This window comes from Spirosoma sordidisoli (assembly GCF_004138325.1).
Lineage (GTDB): Bacteria > Bacteroidota > Bacteroidia > Cytophagales > Spirosomataceae > Spirosoma > Spirosoma sordidisoli.
Window position 1 is genome coordinate 1451517 of sequence record NZ_SBLB01000001.1, and the last position, 17421, is coordinate 1468937.

Annotated in this window: 13 protein-coding genes; 4 read left to right on the forward strand and 9 right to left on the reverse strand. The window is 58.4% G+C overall.

Going from position 1 to position 17421, the window contains the following annotated elements; translation table 11 throughout:
- Positions 1 to 97 precede the first annotated feature (97 nt).
- Together EQG79_RS06240 and EQG79_RS06245 are read left to right on the forward strand one after the other, a co-directional pair.
- Positions 98 to 673: a DinB family protein gene (locus EQG79_RS06240; protein WP_129601150.1), complete on the forward strand. Its 576-nt coding sequence runs from the start codon at positions 98 to 100 to the stop codon at positions 671 to 673.
- Positions 670 to 1380, forward strand: a complete 711-nt coding sequence (locus tag EQG79_RS06245; protein ID WP_170315642.1) for a pseudouridine synthase — start codon at positions 670 to 672, stop codon at positions 1378 to 1380. Before EQG79_RS06240 ends, EQG79_RS06245 begins: the two co-directional genes overlap by 4 nt.
- Positions 1381 to 1645: 265 nt before the next feature.
- Here EQG79_RS06245 and EQG79_RS06250 read toward each other — a convergent pair whose 3' ends face one another.
- The 5 genes from EQG79_RS06250 to EQG79_RS06270 all read right to left on the reverse strand — a co-directional run bounded on the left by EQG79_RS06250 (position 1646) and on the right by EQG79_RS06270 (position 8633).
- Positions 1646 to 3448 carry a M61 family metallopeptidase gene (locus tag EQG79_RS06250; RefSeq protein WP_240699284.1) on the reverse strand — a complete coding sequence of 601 codons (1803 nt, stop codon included), beginning with the start codon at positions 3446 to 3448 and terminating at the stop codon, positions 1646 to 1648.
- A 112-nt stretch (positions 3449 to 3560) separates the two neighbouring features.
- Positions 3561 to 4703, reverse strand: coding sequence for a DEAD/DEAH box helicase (locus EQG79_RS06255; RefSeq protein ID WP_129600683.1), 1143 nt, complete (start codon positions 4701 to 4703; stop codon positions 3561 to 3563).
- Positions 4704 to 4716: 13 nt separating this feature from the next.
- Positions 4717 to 6045, reverse strand: coding sequence for a DEAD/DEAH box helicase (locus EQG79_RS06260; protein ID WP_129600687.1), 1329 nt, complete (start codon positions 6043 to 6045; stop codon positions 4717 to 4719).
- A 103-nt stretch (positions 6046 to 6148) separates the two neighbouring features.
- Positions 6149 to 6862: a membrane or secreted protein gene (locus tag EQG79_RS06265; protein WP_129600690.1), complete on the reverse strand. Its 714-nt coding sequence runs from the start codon at positions 6860 to 6862 to the stop codon at positions 6149 to 6151.
- A 409-nt stretch (positions 6863 to 7271) separates the two neighbouring features.
- Positions 7272 to 8633 (reverse strand): amidohydrolase family protein, encoded by a 1362-nt coding sequence (locus EQG79_RS06270; protein ID WP_129600693.1) that lies wholly within the window; start codon positions 8631 to 8633, stop codon positions 7272 to 7274.
- Between the two features lie 486 nt (positions 8634 to 9119).
- On the opposite strand from EQG79_RS06270, the gene EQG79_RS06275 reads away from it, so the two are divergent.
- Positions 9120 to 9782: an NAD-dependent epimerase/dehydratase family protein gene (locus tag EQG79_RS06275; RefSeq protein WP_077923993.1), complete on the forward strand. Its 663-nt coding sequence runs from the start codon at positions 9120 to 9122 to the stop codon at positions 9780 to 9782.
- Between the two features lie 194 nt (positions 9783 to 9976).
- Here the strand turns inward: EQG79_RS06275 and EQG79_RS06280 are convergent, their stop codons facing one another.
- The gene (locus EQG79_RS06280; RefSeq protein WP_129600695.1) at positions 9977 to 11542 is read right to left on the reverse strand and encodes a serine hydrolase domain-containing protein; all 1566 of its coding nucleotides are present in this window, start codon (positions 11540 to 11542) and stop codon (positions 9977 to 9979) included.
- Positions 11543 to 11859: 317 nt separating this feature from the next.
- Here EQG79_RS06280 and EQG79_RS06285 point away from each other — a divergent pair, with 317 nt between their 5' ends.
- On the forward strand, positions 11860 to 12252 hold the full coding sequence (locus EQG79_RS06285) for a hypothetical protein (protein WP_129600697.1): 393 nt from the start codon (positions 11860 to 11862) through the stop codon (positions 12250 to 12252).
- Between the two features lie 91 nt (positions 12253 to 12343).
- Here the strand turns inward: EQG79_RS06285 and EQG79_RS06290 are convergent, their stop codons facing one another.
- The 3 genes from EQG79_RS06290 to EQG79_RS06300 all read right to left on the reverse strand — a co-directional run bounded on the left by EQG79_RS06290 (position 12344) and on the right by EQG79_RS06300 (position 17270).
- The gene (locus tag EQG79_RS06290; RefSeq protein ID WP_129600699.1) at positions 12344 to 13768 is read right to left on the reverse strand and encodes a DUF6600 domain-containing protein; all 1425 of its coding nucleotides are present in this window, start codon (positions 13766 to 13768) and stop codon (positions 12344 to 12346) included.
- Positions 13769 to 14265: 497 nt separating this feature from the next.
- Positions 14266 to 15876, reverse strand: coding sequence for a serine hydrolase domain-containing protein (locus EQG79_RS06295; RefSeq protein ID WP_165358842.1), 1611 nt, complete (start codon positions 15874 to 15876; stop codon positions 14266 to 14268).
- Positions 15877 to 15968: 92 nt separating this feature from the next.
- Entirely contained in the window at positions 15969 to 17270 is a 1302-nt protein-coding gene (locus EQG79_RS06300; protein ID WP_129600703.1) for an alpha/beta hydrolase family protein, read from the reverse strand.
- Positions 17271 to 17421: the final 151 nt, after the last annotated feature.

The following is a 17421-nucleotide window of genomic DNA, read 5'->3' on the forward strand; positions in this document are numbered from 1 at the left end:
ATACCAGCCAGTTGGCCGCGGCCAGGCCGGATTCTGACCGCGCAGACCATCGGCTCCTTAACCTGCCGTACCTTTGTTACTTTACGACGATCAGCCCATGCAAAACCTGCAACCCACCTCCGCCAGCGGGCCTGTTACCGATGAACAGCGAGCCTACGCCCTCGACGCGCTCAACGCCACCCGCATCAGCCTGCGCCAGTCGCTGGAAGGCCTGACCGATGCGCAGCTTTCCTACAAACCGGCCCCCGATCGCTGGTCAGTAGCCGAGTGTACCGAACATATCGCGTTGGTTGAACGAGGTATCTTCGGCGGCATCCAGAAAGGGATGAGTTACCCAGCCGACCCCGCCAGGCGGGCCGAGGTGCGGCTATCCGATGTCGACGTGATCAAGGCTGTTCGCAGCCGCGCCGTAACGCTGCCGGCACCCGATCCGTTTATACCGACGGGGCGGTTTGGCTCAACCGCTGCGGCCCTGCTGGATTTTGAGCAGCAGCGCGACGTAGCCATTGCCTACGTACAGGCCCAGACAGACGACCTGCGAACGCACTACTTCCGCCATATAGCCCTGGGGTGGCTCGACATCTACCAGGCCGTTCTGCTCCTGTCGGCCCACGTGGAACGGCATCGCAAACAGATCGACGAACTCAAAAGCAGCCCCGACTTTCCGGCATGATCGATCCAGCCAGCCGGGCGCTGCTGCCCGTTCTGTACCAGTCCAGCGAGCTGGTAGCTATCAATAAACCGCATGGGCTGCTGGTCCACCGGTCGCCCATTGCCAGCGACGCCAGCGAGTTTGCGGTACAGCTGCTACGCGACCAGCTGGGGCAGCGCGTCTACCCGGTGCATCGGCTCGATCGGAAAACGGGGGGCGTCTTGTTGTTTGCGCTGGATGAGGCCATGAACGCGGCCATGCAGCAACGGTTTATGGACGGGCTTATGGACAAAACCTACGTTGCTATTGTGCGGGGCTTTACCGACGATGCGCAAACCATCGACTACCCGCTCCGGCGCGACGATGGGGTGGTGCAGGAAGCTGTCACGCACCTGAAAACGATTCGTCGAACGGAGATCCCGCTGGCCGCCGGGAAACATGCCACATCGCGGTATTCGCTGGTCGAGCTAACCCCCACCACCGGCCGGATGCATCAGCTGCGCAAGCATATGGCGCACATTCTTCACCCCATCATCGGTGATCGGCCCCATGGCTGCAACAAGCAGAACAAGCTTTTTCTGGAACATTTTGCGATGAATACGATGCTGCTGCACGCCCGGCAGCTCCGGTTTGAGCACCCCATCACCGCCGAACCCATCGACATCACCGCCCCTTTCCAAACCGAGTTCACCCGTATGCTGGCCACCTTGTTTGGCCGTACGGAATGACCTGCCTGAATAGCATAGCTGACGCATGAATGGCCCGCGAGGACACGGCCCGCGATGCAGGAGTCGGACTGCGCGTCCCGGTGCAAACAGGGACTACGGTTTGGAAACGCGAGCCTTCGGACCGTAGAGACGCGACCCATCGCGTCTCAGACGCGTCAGCCAAAGTCCTATCCCAAGATCCGTGTCCCCATAGCCCCTGACCGAAGGGTCTGTTGCTGATGTCAGTCAAACGCAATGGGTTGTGTCTCTACGAACCGGTAGAGCATTACAAATTCTTCTGCCAGATCTCGCGCAGCTTCAGCTGTTCGGGCGTGGCCTGGGGATTGACCTGGAACGCGAACCGTTTAACCTCGTCGATTTCGACCATGGCGTTTTTGATGGTCAGCTCCTGCCCATTTCGGCGAATGGTCATTTCGTAACTGTCGGCCGGGGTAAGCTGGCTCATCTGTTCGACAACCGCCCCCGCGTTGCCCATCGACAGCGGCTGCCGATTGTAGCCAATCCATTCGTCGTTTTCCTGCAAACCGGCTTTGAGAGCAGCCTCGCTGAGCTTGCTGAGTATCAGCTTGCCCTCTACCGGCCGCACGCCATAGCCGCGCGACACCGTTTTGCGGCCCGTTGCCAGCGCCGGACTGTAGTTGATGCCCAGCTTACCGTAGTACTCGGTAAACGGCAGCGGCTCGGCGGCCTTGACGTAGCGGTTGAAGAAGTCGGCAATTTCGGGGTAGGTCTTCTGGGTGAAGATGGCAAAGAACTCTTTCTCCGGAAACGCTTTGTTGGGGCCATAGGTCGTAGCCAGTTCGTTGACCACCTCGCGCAGACCACGCGTTCCCTTCGATAGCTCCAGCAGCCGAATGTCGAGTAGCCCCGCTACCAGGGCGCCCCGGTTGTAGATGTTGAAATACTGTTTCTGACCTTCGTCGGTGAAGCACGTCAGGCCCAGCTGGCTCAGGGTGTAGGTCGTATCGAGCTGTTTGTCGATGCTGATTTTCTTACTCTGCTGGTCGAGGTATGTCGGCAGGTCCATGATCTGGCCGCGCAGCTGCATCGCGTTGCTGGCCCATTCGGTTACGCCTTCGTACAGCCACAGATGCTCCGATGGCGTCGGCGTCACGAAGTTGAACTGCTCGATCAGTTCGCTGTGGATGTTGAGCGGGGTTACTACGTGGAAGAACTCATGGGCCGCAATGGAGGTAACCTCCTCCCCCACCTTCTTCGAGAACTCATCTTCTTTGAGCACGTACTCCGAGCTGTACGAATGCTCCCAGGCACCCCAGCTCTCGTCTTCGAAGTGGTACAGGAACGTATATCGCTTTACGGGCAGCTGCTTCAGAAACTGACCGGCCGCGTTCAGCATAGCCTGCATACTACCCAGCAGCTGTTCCGACCTGATCTTGTCCGTCTTCGAGTAGGTATAGACGTCGATCTGCGCCCCGGCCACGGTCGTGGTAGCCTTTGTTAGCCGACCGAGCAGAATGGGCGAGTCAACGATGCGGTCGTAGCTGGCCGCTACGAAGTTACCTCTGGCATTTTTGTCCAGGGCCGTTCCTACGCTCCAGTCGGCGGGGTAGTTGAGTTTCACCTCCAGCGGAGCCGCCTGCATACCCGTCGGGAAACCGAATACGCCCTGTCCGTTGATCAGCACATGGTCATTTTCGATGGACGTGCCGCACATGTTGTACGGCTTATGCTCGGTAACCGGCGTATCCCAGGTTTCGGCAATGCTGTACTGAACGGTTCGCACGTTCTGCGGCTCGGCAAACTTCCACTGGTTGGTAGATACCTGCTCGGTTTTCAGTTCGCGGCCCTTGCTGTCGAACGCTTTGAAGGCGCGCACGTACCGGCCCATGTCCATGATCTGGTACGTGCCCGGGGCGGTGGCGGCAAACTGGTATACAGCATTGTCGGCGGTGAGGCCGTTTACGCGCAGGGTCACCTTGAACTGGTCATCGGCGCGATTGGTGAGATCGATTTCGTAGACCAGCGGAGTCGCCGGTTTAGTGGCGGCCATCGTTTCCTGGCCCAACAACAAAGCAGCCAGCAGGCCTGCCCATCCAAAACGCTTCATAGAATTTCTAGCTGGTGAAAACACGATGAAGCAAGTTACCGCAATTTGCCGACCCCGGAAACCGGGCCGTTTTTGGCGGAATGATTCGAGGATAAGCGGTTGGTTGACTACACTAGTACCCCATCAGATCCAGTTCGTCGGTGGGGCGTATCTCAACCCGCTTTCCCATCTTTTTCTGGATAATTTTGAAGTGGTGCTCATCGTCGGGGGTTATGAGCGAGATCGCTTCTCCGGAGGCTTCGGCGCGTCCCGTACGCCCGATCCGGTGGATGTAATCTTTAGGCGAGCGGGGTAGTTCGAAGTTGATCACATGGGGCAGAAACTGAATATCGATACCGCGCGCAATCAGGTCTGTAGCCACCAGCACCGTCAGCTTACCCGACTTGAACTGCCGCAGCGCTTCCGTGCGGGCACCCTGCGTTTTGTCGCCGTGGATAGCCATGGCCTGGATGCCGTTTTTGCTCAGTTTCCCGACCACGTTATCGGCCGTTCGGGTCGAGGATACGAACACGAGTACCTGCTTCATCTGGCCCGTTTTGATCAGATAGCGCAGCAGAGGCCCTTTCCGTTCGGGATCGACCCGGTACGCCAGCTGCCGGATCTGGTCGATGTCCTGCGGCTCTTCGGCAATCTCGATTTTGGTCGGGCTCCGCAGCAGGCTGGTGTTGATATCCTGAATGGCGTCGCCCAGGGTTGCCGAGAACAGGATGGTTTGCCGGTTTTTGGGCAGTCGCGCAAAAATGGCGTCCATCTCCTCCGCAAAACCCAGCTCCAGCATTTTATCGGCTTCGTCGAGCACCAGCACCTCTACCCCCGACAAACGCAGCGCATTACTGCTGAGCAGGTCGAGCAGCCGCCCCGGCGTAGCCACCACGATTTCGGCGCCGTGAACGGCAATCATCTGCGGGTTGATCGACACGCCCCCGTATACCGCTACCGTTTTCACTTTGGGAAACAGGTGGGCACCGAGCATCTCGAAGACTTCGGCCACCTGTACGGCCAGCTCGCGAGTGGGTACCAGCACGAGCACGGTAGCCGACTGGCTCTTGGCCGTTTTTGTGCGGTGAAACAGCTCCAGAATCGGCAGCACGAAACTGGCCGTTTTACCCGATCCGGTTTTGGCGATGCCCAGAATATCTTTTCCGCGCAGAATGGCCGGGATAGCTTCCTGCTGAACGGGGTAAGGTTTGGTATACTGCTGATCGGCAACGGCCTTCAGCAGGGGGTCGGACAAGCCGAGTGATGAAAATGACATAGAGGTTGCTTGATTACTTTTTCCCACTCCGCTTGATGGGTCGGCCGTATTTGATCCGTTTCTCGGCGGCATAGTCGCGCCGGACGTTCACCTTCTGATTCTTAGCCGCTTTCTCATGAAAGGCCGGGCCAACATCCTCGCGTTTGGGCGCTTTGGGCTCAACGATCTTCATGTACACCTTCGGCTGTTCGTCGTCGGTCAGCTCGTCCGAAATGGCCAGGTCGTCGGGTAAGGGCAGCATCGGAATGGTGTAGTTCATCAGCTGTTCGATAGCCGCCTGCTGGGGTTTCTCTTTCTCCGTAATGAACGTGATGGCAATACCGGTTTGGTCGGCCCGGCCGGTGCGTCCAATCCGGTGAATGTAACTCTCGGGTTCGGCCGGTACGTCGAAGTTGATCACGTGCGATACTTCGGCCACGTCGAGGCCACGCGCAATGATGTCGGTCGCAATCAGGATGCGGTAGGTTCCGGCCTTAAACCGCCTGACGGTCTCGAAGCGCTGATTCTGCGCCTTGTTGGAGTGGATAACCCCGATCTGATCCGGAAAGTCGTCGTCGATCTGGTCAAGCAGCTGATCGGCCAGGGCTTTCGTGGCCACAAAGATCATTACCCTGGTCATGTCGGCCTCCTGCCGGAGCAGATCGGTGAGCAGGTTGACCTTGGTATAAAAGTTGGGAACCAGATAGGCCGTCTGCTGAATGTTCTCCAGCGGAGTACCCACTGGAGCCGCTTCTACCCGGATGGGGTTGTTGAAATAGGTCTGGATCAGCTGTTCCACATCGCCGGTGATGGTGGCCGAGAACAGCAGGTTCTGCCGCTTGGGGGGAAGCAGGTCCAGGATATTTTTCAGCTGGGTCCGAAACCCGAGGTTCAGCATTTCATCAACCTCATCGATCACCATGCGCCGGATCGATTTGGTCTTGACGGCACCGTTCAGGAGCAGATCGGCCAGCCGACCCGGTGTGGCGACCAGCACGTCGGCGCCTTTCTGCACCTCGGCCATCTGCGGCTTCATGTTAACGCCCCCGTACACGCCTACCGTTACGACGTTCATGTAGGCGGTCAGCTTGTTGACGGTTTCTACCACCTGCACTACCAGCTCGCGGGTAGGTACCAGTATCAGCACCTGCGGCTGTTTATCCTGGGTAAACTGGAACTGACGCAGACAGGGCAGCAGATACGCCACCGTTTTACCGGTTCCGGTCTGGGCAATACCGCATACGTCGCGTCCCGACATAACCACCGAAAATACATTCTGCTGAATGGTGGTGGGCGTCGTGTAGCCGAGGTCGGCAACCGCCTGCAGCAGCGGCTTGTTCAGATTCAGTTCCTCAAACGTCATGGCTCTTGTGCTAACGAAACCACGAAGGTACGGCTAATCTGCCGAATGCCCGGCCGGCGATGAAAAAGACCCCGCTCCGGGCAGGGCGACACCGGCCCATACCCTAGGGTTCGCGGGTCCAGACCTCGTCGACTTTACCGCCGGTAGAACTCTGACCAGTATGCCGCCATTCGCTGCCGGACACGGTATCGGTGAAGGTCAGCGACCGGCCAACACGGCTGTTATCGCGGGAGAAGAAATCGATGGTTTCGGTATACTGCCCATCCGCGAAGCGATAAGTGCCGCCACCCGTCCCGGAAAACTGCCGCGTTTGCGGGTTGATGGCTGCCCACTGAAACCGGGTGCCGGTCAGCAGCTTGATGGTTTTGCGCGCACCCCGCTGCATGGTCATGATTTGTCCGGCGTCGTTGGCCCGCCCCGTAATGCGCCACAGGCCTGCCAATGGTGTTTTATCGGATGGCTGATCCAGGTTCGCGAAGGTCCGTACACCCGCCGGGCCGCTGAGCGTCAACTGCCCGTTCTTTAGCATGACTGAGTACGACTCAACCTGCCCCACCCGGCTGCTGTCGGCCGTATCGAACTCGACCGACAGGCTCAGCTTATCGCCCGACCGCTGCCAGGCTCCGCCCCGGGTACTGACAAACCGGCTGGCTTCATAAGTGGTCTGCATCAGGTAGTTGTCGACGATGGTCAGCATGACCGTTGCGTTGGCAGAGCCGGTCTGTTTCCAGGCGCCGTCCAGGTCGGTGCGGGCCGGGCGGGTGGCCAGCAGAATTCCGCTGGCCATGATGGCGAAGCTAATCAGAAGCGTTTTCATAAGAGGGTTTACTTTGTTTATTTCCTTGGCATTATTTTCCCCGGCATGAATGCCGGGGCTAGTCATGGGTCGTGCTCCATGTGAATCCGGCCCGGTTCAGTCAATGAATAGCTCCCGCATTTATGCCGGGGAATCCGAAAATCACCGGCATGAATGCCGGGGCTAGTCATAGGTCATACTCCATCCAAATCCGGCCCGGTTCAGTCAATGAATAGCTCCGGCATTTATGCCGGAGAATCCGAAAATCACCGGCATGAATGCCGGGGCTAGTCATGGGTCGTGCTCAATGGGAATCCGGCCCGGTTCGGTCAATAACTAGCTCCGGCATTTATGCCGGAGAATCCGAAAATCACCGGCATTTATGCCGGGGAAACTTCAATACCGGAGAAACCAAGAATCCCGTACCCGATTACTGCTTTTCCAGCTTTTTGAGGGCCTGCTGTAGGTAGGCTTTGGATAACCAGTTCGTGCCGATCATAACCCCTTCGATGTTGCGGGTCTGGTTGATATCGGCCAGGGGGTTACCGCTCAGCAGGACCAGGTCCGACACGTTTCCGGTTTTGATAACGCCCGAGTCCGGTTTGTTCAGGTACGAGGCCACGTTGACCGTACCCGTCCGCAGCGTCTCGTAGGGCGTAAGTCCGGCATCGACCATGTAGTTCATTTCGTGATGGATGGAGAAACCGGGCACGTTGAAAATCTGGGGCGCGTCGGATCCCAGCAACAGCTCGACCCCGTTTTTCTGGCAGGCGTAGATGAGCTTCCGGCGGATGTCGATCAGCTTTTCAGCGTGTTCTTTCGAGAAGTTCGGGTTGCTCGTATAGCTGGTCTTGGCGTTGACCCAGTTCTGCACGTCCTGGGGCTTCATGTATTTCATCTCCGGATCGCCGGTGAAAGCCTCGGCGGGCTTGGGGGAGAGCCATCGCTCGGCCAGCGCCTGCGTCGGCACCACCCTTATTTTCTGGTCACGAAGCGCACGGACGAGTTTCGGAATGCGGGCGGCATCGGCCTGCCAGGCTATCCAGGAGCCAAATAGTCCTGTTTCGGGTTCGGCCAGGGTATCGCTCCCCGGCGTGATGGCTTCAATGAATCCATCCAGATGATCGATCGAGGAGTACCGCGCGTCAATGGCCCGCCATACGCCGACATTGAACGAAACATGACCGACAAACGGAATACCCACCTCCTGCGCAGTTCGGGCAATGGCCGGAAAGGTTTCTTTGGTCAGACCGGGGTGTAGCTTCAGAAAGTCGTACCCGGCGGCTTTCTGCTCCCGTACCATTTCGGCCCCGCGCCCGGCGGTTTTTACGGCCTGTCCGTTAAACGAGGGACCTGTCGCATAGAAGTGCGGTCCCAGCACGTCACCGCTATTGATCATCCGGCGCAGTTCGAGGTGTCTGGGATGGCCGAGCATACCACGTATTGTGGTGATGCCGTTGGCCAGGTACAGCGTCAGCACCTCTTTCATCGGCTCCAGGTTATCGATCGGCGGAACGTGGGCGTGCATCTCTGCCCAGCCGGGCGTCAGGTACTTACCGGCCGCATCAATGATCAGCGCCCCGGGAGCCACCTTCACGCTGCCGTCGTTTCCCATGGCCGTGATCCGGCCGTTACGGACAACGACCGTCTGGTTAGTCAGCACCCGTTCCCGATCCATCGGAATCACATGAACTGACCTGAACACCACGTCGCGCTGGCGATTGCTGATCACCTCCTGCGCCAACCCGGCAGCAGGCAGAACCGTGAGGATAAAGAAAAGGAAGCGTAGCATAGGTATAAAGAAAAAGGACCGGACAAAAGTACCCCTGATGCCTGCCGGAATCAGGGGTTAGCGGCAATGATCAGGCTGCCAATCAGGCAACCTGAACGTTCATTCGTAGTAATCAACAACGGGCGGGCCGGCAAAATAAGCACTCCTCTCGCGTAGACTAGCCAGGAACTCGTCGAGTTGCCAGGAGATGGTCTGGGGAAGCCGGTTACCCCGCCCCCTAAGTTATCCGGCCTGCTTCCGGTAGCTAATCACGAAAAAAAAGCTTACTTCTTTCAACTCGGTTACCAAACCCTTATCCAGAGGTCTACTCGCTTGACCGCTAAAAAAATATATCCCGCGCATCAGCACGTTGCCGAACCAACCCGTCGGGTGTATGAACCTATTTGGGCCCGTTCGGATTTTGGCTAATGATACGCTGGGCCGATCAGGCTGTCCTGTCGGCCTCCATGATAGCCTGATCGGCCCGGTGCTCAATATAACTAACCCATGAAGGTAAACGCAATTATTACAGGGGCCACTGGCATGGTTGGCGAGGGCGTACTCCATGAATGTTTACAGGACGCCGATGTAGAGCAGATTCTGCTGCTGAACCGTAAACCAACCGGAATTTCGCACGCCAAAGTACGTGAACTCATTCACGACGACTTTTTCGATCTGACACCTGTGGCGGCTCAGCTGACGGGCTACAACGCCTGCTTCTTCTGCCTGGGTGTATCGTCGGTAGGCATGACTGAAGCCGATTACTATCACCTGACCTACGATCTGACCATTCATGCGGCCCAGTTGATGGCGCGGCAGAATCCAGACATGACGTTCTGCTATGTTTCGGGCAGCGGCACCGACAGTACGGCGCAGGGGCGGGTGATGTGGGCGCGGATCAAAGGGGCTACCGAGAACGCACTGCGGCTGTTGCCATTCCGGAAAACATACATGTTCCGGCCCGGTTTTCTGCTGCCGACAAAAGGACTCAAAAACGTAAAGAGTTATTACCGGTATATTGCCTGGCTGTATCCGGTATTCCGGCTGGTACTGCCGAGCTTCGTTTCTACGTTGCAGGAACTGGCCAAAGCCATGATCAAAGCCACCACCAAAGGCTACGACAAGTCGATTCTGGAAGTCAACGATATCGTGAAGCTCGCCAAGTCCTGATGCGGGTGCGACAGTCGTCTTGCTACCAGGGTCCGCGTCCGTACCGGGACGAGCAGCCGGACAACCTGTCCGGACCACTTATGCGTCAACAAAACCATCCGGTCAGGGGTCCGTGGGGACACGGACCTTGGTAGCAATGGGCACGCAGCCGCACCACGGTGGAAACGGGGGCGTATCGGTCACACATAACCATTTTACGGGCGGGGTACTTCCGCTATGTCGAGTTGCTGAATGAGCGCGGGGTTTTCGGGGGTAAGGGTGAAAAACACTTCGATGTTGGCGTTCTCGCCTTCGATGATGAAATGGCCGCGCAGCTGGTTCTCGGGTACCATCGCCCCAACCCGTTTGATTTTTCCGGCTTTGGCATACAACGTCTGCACCGCTTTCCGACGGGTATCGACCGACTGATCGGGAAAGAAATTCTCGGCGAAGATGCCGCTCGATTCAGCGTTGGTCCAGTCGGGCAGGAGTTTGACCAGTTCGGCTTTGCGCTGGTTCAGGATGGGCGAAACGGGCAGCTGCCGGGGCATCAGGCCAGCCTGCGATACCAGTGTATCGAGCACGACTGAGTTGATGGTTCCCAGCCCCGCATACGTCAGGTTTGCATAGGCAATGACAGCGATACCGTGGTTGGGTAACATGCGCCACTGACTACCGAAACCGGGCAAACCACCGCTATGGCCAACGCTCACCCGCCCCTCGCAGTTCTGCGACCAGCCGAGTCCGTAGCCATAGCTGCTGGTAACGGGACAGGGTTTACCGGCCGAGGTTTTTGCCTGGGTGGCCAGTCCCGAAAACATCCAGGGTTGCTGCATCTCCCGCACAGAACTGCGCTTCACAGGTCCGCGGTCAGCCTCGCTCCGCGGAGGCCACGCAGCCAGATGAAACGCGACGTACTTACTAAAATCTTCGATCGAGGTGATCAGACCACCCATCGCCCCGTACGAACCGTCGTGCAGCAGTGGCTCCTCAACCCATTGTCCGTCCTGAGCCCGGTAGCCGTGCGCCAGCAGGTTGGCCGGTACGCTGGTGTATTCCCAGAGCGTCTGATCCATACCGAGTGGCTTCAAAATGGCATCGGTGATGTACTGCTGATACGGCTTGCCCGACACCTTCGTGATGATGTTACCCAGCATGGCGAAACCGAGGTTACTATACTCGTAGGCCACGCCCGGCGCATTGGCACTGGTCAGCCCACCCTTAATGAGGTTGATCAGGTCGGCGTCCGAATCGGCCAGCTGGCGATCGCCCCAGGGGTTATCTTCCGGAAAGCCGGCCGAGTGGGTCATCAGGTTACGGATTGTGATCAGGGGCGCGTCGGCGGTGACGTACGCTATGGGTTTCAGTTCCGGGATGTACTGTTGCACCGGGTCGTCGAGCCGGAGTTTGCCCTGATCGCGCAGGTGGAGAATAGCCAGGGCGGTCAGACTTTTGGTCATGGACGCAATCCTGAACAGCGACTTAGGGGTGGCCGCCGTTTTCTTCGCCACATCGGTATAGCCCGTGCTGCCGGCATAAACCAGCTTTCCGTCGACCACGACACCGTAGGCCAGGGCCGGAAAATTACGTTTGACGGCATAGTCTTTATAGAGCTTATCGATCGTTGGCGCGAGGGCCTGTATCTTTTTCAGCCGGTCAGGGTCGGTGAAAACCGGGGGTTCGTAGGTCTTCACCGACGCTACAGGTGAGCCCACTGGCTGGGCATACAGGCTGGTCAGGGTAGAAAGCAGAAAACAAACAGGAATAAGTCGCTGAAGCATGGCTATGAGGGAATGAAGCCCAAGATACGGCTTATCAGAAAAAGACGAGTGTAGACTCCGAAATCACGTATCGACCACGCCCCCCCGATTCCGAGCCGCCCGAAACGAGCCGTCAGCCGACCTTTCGCAACAAATAGATACCGGCACTGTCCCTTCACGAAAAACCCGCTGGTACTCTTGGTCATTTCGGCGTACTTACCAACACGGATTTACGGGTGCGGCCGTTGGTGTGCCGTACCCGGCGAGATCGCCTGGTGATCATACCAGGTCTTCTTATCTGAACCAATACACGCGCGGTAATGCAGGCGCTTATTTCTATGGACACATCAACACTGCCGCGCTGGGCCACGGTACTGATTGGGCCCGAACTGGTATGGCTGCTGGTCTACGGAGCAATGACCTTGCTGGCCAGGGCGAACCAGCCGCCCAACCCCCGTATCGACGATTTTATCGAGAACCTATGGATACTCATCCCTGCGCTGACGGCGCTGATTTTCCTGCTCTGGTTTGTTCCTGACGTGGAAAAGCGTGGGCTCCTGCTACGGGTATGGGTGGCAGGGATAGTTGGCGCTCACCTGGCCCTCGACAAAGGAATGTCGGCCTTCAGTCAGCAGGGACCCGGTATCGGAACGGCCTACCTCGTTGGCATGATCCTGGTCTTCGTGGTGCTTGTAATCGGCAGCATAGTCGTCTTCATCCGATACCGCTGATGACCAGTCGGCAAAGACGGCAGGTCCGTTACCAGCCCAACCGGGGCCATAACGGACCTGCTCTATGTTCATGATTTGTTGTTGACTGCTATTAGCGCGGCCCCCGCGAGCCCCCACGCCCAGCCGGAAATCCGCCCTGGGGCATCTGTGGCTGGCCAGTCGGTACGGGTTGCCCCTGGCCGCGTGACTCGAACCCACCCGACCGCTGCGGCTGAACGGGGCTGTTGTCCCGTTGCGGGAACGACTCGACCCGCCCACCCCGACTCTGGGGCATCGACTCGCGCTGGGTCGGAATCTGTCCCTGACCGCGCGATTCGAAGGTGCCGCGCGACTGGCCACTCTCACGCTGCGGAAACGATTCGCGCCGACTCGGCTGCGGAAAGCCCGATCCCGTTTGTGGCGCCGGCTCAGTCGACTGAGCCTGGGGTTCATACCGGGGTGTGCGTCCCGAATAGTCGGACGACTGACCCCGTGGCGAATAGCGGGGGCTATCGTAGCGTGGTCCATCGGTACGGGATGCCCCCGAACCGCGTGACTCTACCCCTGGTATGGAGGTACCGGGAGCCTCCACACGGGGAGATTCGACACCGGTCGCACCCGTATAGGCCCCTGAATTGGTTCGATAATCGCGACGACCGTAGTCTGGCCGACTATTGGTGTAAGCCGGGCGATCGTTGGTATAAGCAGGCGCACCACCTCGCGAGCCCCGACTGGCCTCGGGCCGGTAGAAGCCGACGGTGTTGTCGCGCACAACCGTTCGTCCCGGGCGACCTGCGTTTTCGACCCGGTATACCGGCACGCTCCGTCGGGTTACGTATTCGATTTCTTCCCGGCGCGGTCCGTATGCATAGGCCCGGTTGTTAACCCGGTATACGTTATTGATAATGGTTGTATTGTGGTAGATATTCACCACACGCGGCCGGGGTACGCAGTAGTTGTACAGGCGCGGGCTGGTGATGTACACCTGCGGCACGAATACCCAGTAATCGGCTGGAATGTTGATGTTCACGTTGATGTTGATACCTGGTCCGAGCGGAGCCCAGCCGTAGTAGCCGCCCCCCGATCGCCACGATACCCAGGCCGGTCCCCAGTCGTAGCCCGGCACCCAGGCCCAGCGCCGATAGCGGTCGAGGTACCACCGTCCATAGTGAAACGGTGCCCAGCCCCAGGCGTAGTCGGACACCCAGGTGTTTCCATATTCCGTTACGACCCAATGGCCGTTGGTAGCGTAAGGCTGAAAGCCCGGCTCGACATTCGGAATCCAGACCCGGCCGTATTCGGGCGTGTTGACCCACTGCCCGTAGGGCCCCAGATCGTTATAAAAATCCTGCGACGGAACGGGACCACCCGGCTGGTTATACGGTTGACCATAGGCCTGATCATAGCCCGGCTGGTTATAATCCGGCTGTCCATAGTCCGGTTGACCATATCCGCCTTGTGCCAGCGTCGTCGTTATGCCAGCCAGGCTCAGCGCCATGCCGACAATCATTGTCCGGAAGTTCCCTGTCGTTTTCATCGCCTTGTGTTTGGCTTATAGCCATTAGATATCACTGATCGCGAAACGTTTAATCCGGGACGGATTATTTATTTCTCCGGCATGAATACGGATTAGTTACCCCGGCATAAATGCCAGGGCTAGTCATCGACCGAACCGGGCCGGATTTACATGGAGCACGACCCATGACTAGCTCTGGCGTTCATGCCAGAGGAATCCGAGATATTACATTACCCCAGCATAAATGCCGGAGCTAGTCATTGACCGAACCGGGCCGGATTTATATTGAGCACGACCTATGACTAGCTCTGGCATTCATGCCAGAGAAATCCGAGATATTACATTACCCCGGTATTCATGCCAGGGCTAGTCATCAAACGAACCGAGCCGGATTTACATGGAGCACGACCCATGACTAGGACCGGCATTCATGCCGGGAAAAATGAGGGGTATATGTATTGCCCGGTACGAATACCGGGCAATACATATACCCCATTAAAAATTCTTCCTCACGAACCTTATCCTTTCTGGCTGGTCATACCGGGCTGGCGTTTGCCTTGCAGCCTGGGCCGGGAATCTTTGGTATTGTTCAGTTTGGAGAGGCTGCTTTCGAAAGCAACAGACAGACTCCCGGCATCGTCGAACTGGCAGGTTACGGTTTCGTAATGCGCCGTTTCAATGAACCGCCACGTCATCAGGAACGTGTTGGCATCGGTCCAGGTGCCCGTACCCGCTACCCGCGTCTGGGTTTCGCCGGGAACGGGGGTGGCAACGAGTTTGAGCGGAGCCGTCGGGAAGGTCGTTTCGGACTCGACCCAGCGGTTCAGGCCGCACGTCACCTGATGGGTTCCCCGATCGTCACGCAGTTTGAAGATACAGCCATCCTTTCCAAACGTCAACGAAGCCGTAGTTGCTTTAAGGTTATTATCAGCCAGGGCAAAGGTGTGGCCACTGATGGTAGCGGCCCGTAGCGAGGTCGTATCCTGCTTCGGGAACGGCAGGGCCAGGCTTTTAAGTTTGCGGGTCAGGGGGTCGGTATCGGCTTTCCCGGCCGCCAGTCCTTCACCCCGCAGGGCAGGCAGGATATGGGTCCAGACGGCATCCAGAATAGCCTGCATATCGCCGGTTTCGGACGTGATCGCCACCACCGCATCCTCCTTCGGCAGCACGATGCAATATTGTCCGAAGGCTCCATCGCCCCGATACGCATCATGCCGACACCGCCAGAACTGGTAGCCATAGCCCTGTAGCCAGTCGTTCTCTTCGGCTTTTCGTTTCCCGCCGGCCGACATCACCTGCGAGCGGGTAGCGTCGGCAATCCAGGCTTCGCTGATGAGCCGTTTCCCGTTCCATAGGCCTTTTTGCAGGTAGAGCTGGCCAAACTTGGCAATATCTTCGGTGCGGACCCGCAGGCCCCAGCCGCCCGTATTGATCCCGTTCGGGTCCACCTCCCAGTCGGCCCCTTCGATGCCCAGCGGATCCAGCAAACGCGGTTTAAGATAAGCCAGTACCGGCTGACCGGTCAGCTTCTGCACAAGGGCCGAGAGCATGTACGTTGCCCCGCTGTTGTAGACAAAGTGCGTACCGGGCTTGTGGTCGACGGGTTGCGCCAGAAAGGTCCGAATCCAGTTCGTATTCCCGTCGGCGCGCATGGTGGCGGTCGTGTCTTTATCGTGGCCGGTCGACATGGTCAGCAGGTCTTTGACCCGCATAGCCGCCAGGTTCTCGCTGACCGTAGCCGGCAAATCGGCCTTGAAAAACGAAACCACTTTATCGTCGACAGACAGTTTCCCCTCCGCCACCGCCATACCCACGGCCGTTGAGGTAAAACTTTTGCTGAGTGAATACAGCGTATGTTTCAGCTGCGGAGCGTAGGGAGCCCACCAGCCCTCGGCCACGACCTGTCCGTGCCGAACTACCATCATGCTGTGGACATGCAGCTTCTCCGCTTCTACGGCATTGAGGAAGTTCAGCAGACCCGTGGGCGAGACGCCCTGGAGGCCAGGCAGACTACGGGGCAGTTTGAGGGTACGGGCGGGTGCGCCCCAGCCCCAGCTCGTGTGGGCAACGCTCAGGCTCACGGCACCCAGGCCCAGCTGTCTCAGAAAAAGTCGGCGAGATGATATCACAACAGTAGATGAGTAGATGTGCCTGTGAAAGAACCACCCGCCCCAATTATACTTTGGTCTGCGCATCGGCAGCCCCTTGCTTACCAGCCGGTCTACGGTCGGGCATGTCGCATTTCCAGGCCTACCGACGTGCGGGGCTTAAAGCCCGTCCAGAGCTTGGTGTTCGAGTTTTCGTTCAGCTCAAAATAGCGGGCGTAATCCTGCTTTTTGAGGTGCATACCCAGAAAAGCCGTCACGAAATGCTGGTTGATGTTGTTGATACGCCGTTCGTTCCAGGCCGGTTCGGCGTAGCGCAGGTATTCATCGAGCGGCAACCCGGGCTTCAGCGACTCGGCCGGCGGGGGATTGGGGGCTACGTTATGCCGGGCGTTGAGGTAGGTCAGCAGATACCGGTCGGCGTTGACGGCTCCGTCGTAAATTGCCTTGATTCCTTTCTCATAACCCGATATGTCGTCCTGACTACCCGCCACGAAGAGCGTTGGCCGGGTCAGTCCCGCCAGACCCTCGGCATCCCAGACGCCCCGTTCCATGCCCCAGGGCGCAAACGCAACCACGGCTTTGATGCGCGGATCCTGCGAGGCTTTGTAGGCCGGCGAGCTGGTCGTGCGCGCTTCCAGCGCCGTACTGCCACCGGCCAGCTGGCTGAAAAACTTGGCGGCCTGCGCGCTGTAACCGGCTCCGGCAGCATTGAGGGCGCCGTAGCCACCCATCGAATACCCAATCAGGGCCGTGTTGCTGGCATCGAGCAGTCCGGCCAGAAAGGTCTTGCTGGTCTTGGCACTCAGCCGGGCCATTTCGTTCAGCACAAACAGGTCATCGAGTGATCGGTTCAGCAGTGTACTCGGAAAACCGGCCGCATCGCGAAAAGTCGATTCGGCATGGTCGATCGAAACCACGACGTAGCCTTTCGAGGCCAGATTTTCGGTCAGGTAGGTGAACAGCAGGCGTGACCCCAGGTATCCGTGCGACACGATCACCAGCGGATACGCGCCCGTTCCGGGATCAGGGTCGGCATCGCGCAGAGCCCGCCCGGCAAAGGTGAACGGGATCAGCGGCCGCTTGGGATCGTTGGCACTGCCCATTACCTGCTCGTAGACCACCCGCTCGGCCTTCCCCGCCGGAATCCGGGCCGGGTACCAGATCTCGACCGTAAGCTGGCGATCATAACGGGGCGTCTGGCCTTCTTTGGTGCGCAGTACGTCGGCCTGATCGGTATTGGTTAGCGTCATGGTACGCACCCCAACCCCGTACGAACCCCGCGCAGCCAGTTCGGGCGCGTCGGGAAGCAGGTCGCCAAAGACAAAGCCATCCGGCGCGGTCTGGGCTGTCAGGCTGGATGGAACGAAGAGAAGGACAAGGAGGACAGCAGTGAGAAAACGGTACACGGATAACATACGATGGCAGGGGTTTAGGAACGGTCGGCCCCGGCACAGGCCGGCGTCGGGCGGCCAATATACAGAGAAAAGGCAGCTCCCAACCGACCTATCGGACAATCGGGGGCAGCCGCGGACGGTTTGGCGCTGGTAACGGTGTCGGCTCCGTCAT

Excerpts from the sequence above, each read along its gene's own strand:
- EQG79_RS06280 (WP_129600695.1), bottom strand. The coding sequence starts at position 11,542 with ATGCTTCAGCGACTTATTCCTGTTTGTTTTCTGCTTTCTACCCTGACC.
- EQG79_RS06290 (WP_129600699.1), bottom strand. The coding sequence starts at position 13,768 with ATGAAAACGACAGGGAACTTCCGGACAATGATTGTCGGCATGGCGCTG.
- EQG79_RS06265 (WP_129600690.1), bottom strand. The coding sequence starts at position 6,862 with ATGAAAACGCTTCTGATTAGCTTCGCCATCATGGCCAGCGGAATTCTG.
- EQG79_RS06260 (WP_129600687.1), bottom strand. The coding sequence starts at position 6,045 with ATGACGTTTGAGGAACTGAATCTGAACAAGCCGCTGCTGCAGGCGGTT.
- EQG79_RS06240 (WP_129601150.1), top strand. The coding sequence starts at position 98 with ATGCAAAACCTGCAACCCACCTCCGCCAGCGGGCCTGTTACCGATGAA.
- EQG79_RS06245 (WP_170315642.1), top strand. The coding sequence starts at position 670 with ATGATCGATCCAGCCAGCCGGGCGCTGCTGCCCGTTCTGTACCAGTCC.
- EQG79_RS06270 (WP_129600693.1), bottom strand. The coding sequence starts at position 8,633 with ATGCTACGCTTCCTTTTCTTTATCCTCACGGTTCTGCCTGCTGCCGGG.
- EQG79_RS06300 (WP_129600703.1), bottom strand. The coding sequence starts at position 17,270 with ATGTTATCCGTGTACCGTTTTCTCACTGCTGTCCTCCTTGTCCTTCTC.
- EQG79_RS06275 (WP_077923993.1), top strand. The coding sequence starts at position 9,120 with ATGAAGGTAAACGCAATTATTACAGGGGCCACTGGCATGGTTGGCGAG.
- EQG79_RS06250 (WP_240699284.1), bottom strand. The coding sequence starts at position 3,448 with ATGAAGCGTTTTGGATGGGCAGGCCTGCTGGCTGCTTTGTTGTTGGGC.
- EQG79_RS06255 (WP_129600683.1), bottom strand. The coding sequence starts at position 4,703 with ATGTCATTTTCATCACTCGGCTTGTCCGACCCCCTGCTGAAGGCCGTT.
- EQG79_RS06285 (WP_129600697.1), top strand. The coding sequence starts at position 11,860 with ATGGACACATCAACACTGCCGCGCTGGGCCACGGTACTGATTGGGCCC.